Origin of the sequence: Nocardioides sp., assembly GCF_024509035.1 — a bacterium.
In the GTDB taxonomy this organism is placed as follows: domain Bacteria; phylum Actinomycetota; class Actinomycetes; order Propionibacteriales; family Nocardioidaceae; genus Nocardioides.
Genome location: NZ_JANINT010000201.1, coordinates 1 through 3,836 on the forward strand (window position 1 = coordinate 1; position 3,836 = coordinate 3,836).

The window sequence follows — 3,836 nt, forward strand, 5'->3', positions numbered from 1 at the left end:
TACTGGACCCACGGCAAGGCCCGCATCGCCTCGCTGACCGCGGCCAAGAACCTCTACGGCAGCACCGACTGCACGACGTTCAACCGGGTCAGGTCCGCGTGGGACGCCGTCTCCGTCCCGGCCCAGTCCGGTGAGCCGACCTGCGGCTCGACCGGCGGCGGTGGGGGTGGCACCTGCACCGAGGTCACGGCCACCGGCAGCGCCACGTCGGGCTACTCGACGTACAAGCCGTCCTCGACCGGGTTCTCGGTCACCACGTCGGGTGCGATCAACGGCTGCCTGACCGGGCCGAGCGGCACCGACCTCGACCTGTACCTGCAGAAGAAGAACAGCAGCGGCAGCTGGGTCGACGTCGCGGCGAGCGAGACGTCCACCTCGACCGAGAGCATCGCCTACTCGGCGACCGCGGGCACCTACCGGTGGGACGTCTACGCCTACTCGGGCTCCGGCTCGTTCACGCTGAAGTACGACGTGCCCTGAACGTCTTGACGGGACGCTTGTGGTGCGCGGGGGCCTCGGCGGTGCCGGGGCCCCCGCCCCCGTGTCACCGGCCGCGATGCGAGGGGGTGCTCCGGGCCGGCGGACAAAGGGTGAACCCCTCGCTGCATGGGGTCAGCAAGGGGTTCTTGCCGACAACTCGAGTGCTCCCTCCGAAGTCGACGGATCCAGGGTGTCACGGCCCCGTCGGCCTGTCAGCGGTTTGCCTCAAGGTGCCGGGAGGGTCTCGGCGCGCCACGAGATCCGCGTCGTGGCGACGCGATCGAACACCGGAGTGCAAGGCTGGGGCCATGAACGGACTGGACCTCCTCGGCCCCGAGCAGCGGGGCCTCTTCATCGGTGGCAGCTGGCGCGAGGCCGAGGCCGGCAAGCGCCTGGACGTCGTTGACCCGGCCGACGGCTCGGTCCTCACCGACGTCGCGGACGGATCGGTGGCCGACGCGGTCGAGGCGCTCGACGCCGCTGTGGCCGCCCAGGCGTCCTGGGCGACGACGCCGCCGCGCGAGCGCGGGGAGATCCTGCGCCGCGCCTTCGAGCTCGTCACGGAACGGGCCGACGCGTTCGCCCACCTGATGAGCCTCGAGATGGGCAAGACGGTCGCCGAGGCCCGGGGCGAGGTGACCTACGGTGCGGAGTTCTTCCGGTGGTACGCCGAGGAGGCCGTGCGCATCCACGGTCGCTGGATGCAGGCGCCGGGCGGCGGCAGCCGGCTGCTGACGATCAAGAAGCCGGTCGGTCCGTGCCTGTTCATCACGCCGTGGAACTTCCCGCTGGCGATGGGCACCCGCAAGATCGGCCCCGCGATCGCCGCCGGCTGCACGATGGTCGTCAAGCCCGCCAGCCAGACCCCGCTGACGATGCTCGCCCTGGCGGCGGTGCTCGAGGAGGCCGGCCTGCCCGGAGGGGTGCTCAACGTGGTGACGACCAGCCACACCGGCGAGTTCAGCGAGACGCTCCAGGCCGACGACCGGCTGCGCAAGGTCAGCTTCACCGGCTCCACCGGCGTCGGGAAGGTGCTGGTGCGTCAGTCGGCCGACCAGCTGCAGCGGCTGAGCATGGAGCTGGGTGGCAACGCGCCGTTCCTCGTCTTCGAGGACGCCGACGTCGACGCCGCCGTCGACGGCGCGATGATCGCGAAGATGCGCAACATGGGCGAGGCCTGCACGGCCGCCAACCGCTTCCTGGTGCACTCCTCGGTCGCGCAGGAGTTCGCCGACAAGCTCGGCAAGCGGATGGGCGGGCTCACGGTCGGCCGCGGCCAGGACGACGGCGTCGACGTCGGCCCGCTGATCGACGAGCGCGCGGTCGAGACCGTCAGCCAGCTGGTGACCGACGCGGTCCACGACGGCGCCAGGGTCGTGTGCGGCGGCCAGGCCCCCGACGGGCCCGGCTACTTCTACGCGCCGACCGTGCTGCTCGACGTCCCGGTCGACGCCGAGATCAACGTCCAGGAGATCTTCGGCCCGGTCGCCCCGATCAGCACGTTCGAGGACGAGGCCGACGCGATCCGGATGGCCAACGACACCGAGTACGGCCTGGCGTCCTACGTCTACACCCGCGACCTGTCCCGCACGATCCGGCTGGCCGAGGCGCTCGAGTTCGGCATGGTCGGGGTCAACACCGGGCTGATCTCCAACCCCGCGGCGCCGTTCGGTGGCGTGAAGTCGAGCGGGTTCGGTCGCGAGGGTGGGTTCGAGGGCATCGAGGAGTACCTCGAGACGACGTACGTCGCGCTGCCTGCGGGCTAGCCGTTCCGTTACCCCTCACGACCCCGTCGAGCGAGCGAGCGCGGCCAGCCACTGGTCCCACCCGCGCATGAGCCGGTCGCGCCCACGCACCGGCTGCTGGCCCGACACCCAGTAGGCGAACACGTCGTCGGGGGAGCTCGGGTCGTCCGGGTCGGCGTGGTGGTGCAGGCGCAGCCACACGGGTAGGCCCTCGGCGCGGACGGCGCCGAGAGCCGCCTGCACGAGCCGCCCGACGTCGTCGCCGTACCGCGCGATCGTGAGCCGCTCCGGGGCGACGGGTCCCGGCAGGCTGACGTCGAGGTCGAGCAGGACGTGGTCGGTGCGCCGCTCGAGCCGCCACGTCCGGGCGGGAGTGGGCAGCGACTCCGAGGACACCGAGCGCTGCACGGCCTGGAACAGCACCACGTCGGTGGGCGAGATCCGGCCGGAGACGACGAACGTGGTGCCCTCGGCGCGGAACGTCCACGTCGTGTCGTGGAAGCCGTAGCCGACCCGGCTCGCCTCGCCCACGTCGTGGGCGACCGCGGGACCGGACTCGACGCTGATCGTCTCGTTGCCCGGCTGGTAGGAGTAGGTGACGTCGCCGAGCAACGCGCCGGTCACCCGCCGCCACGTCGTGAGCACCGTCGGCTCGGCCTCGCTGCCGATGAAGGTGTCGTCGACGACGAGGGTGTCGCCCGGCGAGTCGGCGGCCCCGAGATGGAGGCGGTACGGCGGGTAGTCGGCCTCGTCGGCGACCCGGTCGATCGCGGTGAGCAGCCGAGCCAGCTCGCGGTCGCTCCCGACGCCGGTGTAGCTCACCGTGATCGCGGGCGCCCGGTCGTCGCTGGGGGTGGTGACGGTCGCATCACCGACCTCGTTGATGCGGCCCAGCTTCGTCTGGATGCTGTGGGCCTGGTCGAGCGCGCGGGTGCAGCCGGTCAGCACGCCGGCGGAGAGCACCACGCTGAGCGCGACGGGGATCGCGACCAGGGCGGAGGCGCGCGCCACCGCCCTTCGCCCCCCGAAGGTACCCATGACCAGCATGGTGACCGATCGCGCCGCCGTCCGGGCCGGAACCCCGCAGGATGCGCCTGCTGGCGTGGTCCACCTCACCGGTGATGCGCCGGTGATGGGCCGGGGATGCGCCGGTGATGATGGGCCGGTGGACGTCTTCGAGGACACCGTGACCCAGTACGCCGAGTTCGCCCGGGATGCCGCGGAGACGTCGCCGTGCTTCGCCGACTGGGCGAGCCGGGCGACGACGGACCGCGACGTGCTGGCCTGGCTCGAGACCCTGCCGGTTCCCAAGCGTCAGCCCAACCTGGTCTTCGCGGCGGCGCGGTGGCACGGCGTGACGGCCCCAGGGCCCTACGCCGGGCTCCGTGCGGCGCTGCTCGGCGACGACGGCGCGATCCGGACCACGATCCTCGAGCGCGCGACGCAGACCAACGAGGCGGGACGGCTGGCCACGCTGGTCCCGGCCTTCGCCCTGGCCGCCGGCGCCGGTCCGATCGCGCTGCTCGAGGTGGGGGCCAGCGCCGGGCTCTGCCTCTATCCCGATCGCTACCGCTACGCGTGGCGGACCGCCGACGGCGTACGCCGGGCGGG

The 3,836-nt window shown here is 72.4% G+C and carries 4 protein-coding genes; 3 read left to right on the forward strand and 1 reads right to left on the reverse strand.

What is annotated here, in order from left to right; all coding sequences use genetic code 11:
* A partial coding sequence (locus Q0L15_RS14875) for a pre-peptidase C-terminal domain-containing protein (protein ID WP_366939580.1) occupies window positions 1-480 on the forward strand: 480 nt, incomplete at its 5' end.
* A 308-nt stretch (window positions 481-788) separates the two neighbouring features.
* The gene (locus tag Q0L15_RS14880) at window positions 789-2,246 is read left to right on the forward strand and encodes an NAD-dependent succinate-semialdehyde dehydrogenase (protein ID WP_296605234.1); all 1,458 of its coding nucleotides are present in this window, start codon (window positions 789-791) and stop codon (window positions 2,244-2,246) included.
* 15 nt (window positions 2,247-2,261) lie between these two features.
* Here Q0L15_RS14880 and Q0L15_RS14885 read toward each other — a convergent pair whose 3' ends face one another.
* A complete protein-coding gene (locus Q0L15_RS14885) occupies window positions 2,262-3,263 on the reverse strand; it encodes a hypothetical protein (protein ID WP_296605235.1) in 1,002 nt (333 codons plus the stop codon).
* Between the two features lie 127 nt (window positions 3,264-3,390).
* Here Q0L15_RS14885 and Q0L15_RS14890 point away from each other — a divergent pair.
* On the forward strand, window positions 3,391-3,836 hold a 446-nt coding region (locus Q0L15_RS14890; RefSeq protein ID WP_296605236.1), incomplete at its 3' end, for a DUF2332 family protein.

Excerpts from the sequence above, each read along its gene's own strand:
- Q0L15_RS14885 (WP_296605235.1), bottom strand. The coding sequence starts at position 3,263 with ATGGGTACCTTCGGGGGGCGAAGGGCGGTGGCGCGCGCCTCCGCCCTG.
- Q0L15_RS14880 (WP_296605234.1), top strand. The coding sequence starts at position 789 with ATGAACGGACTGGACCTCCTCGGCCCCGAGCAGCGGGGCCTCTTCATC.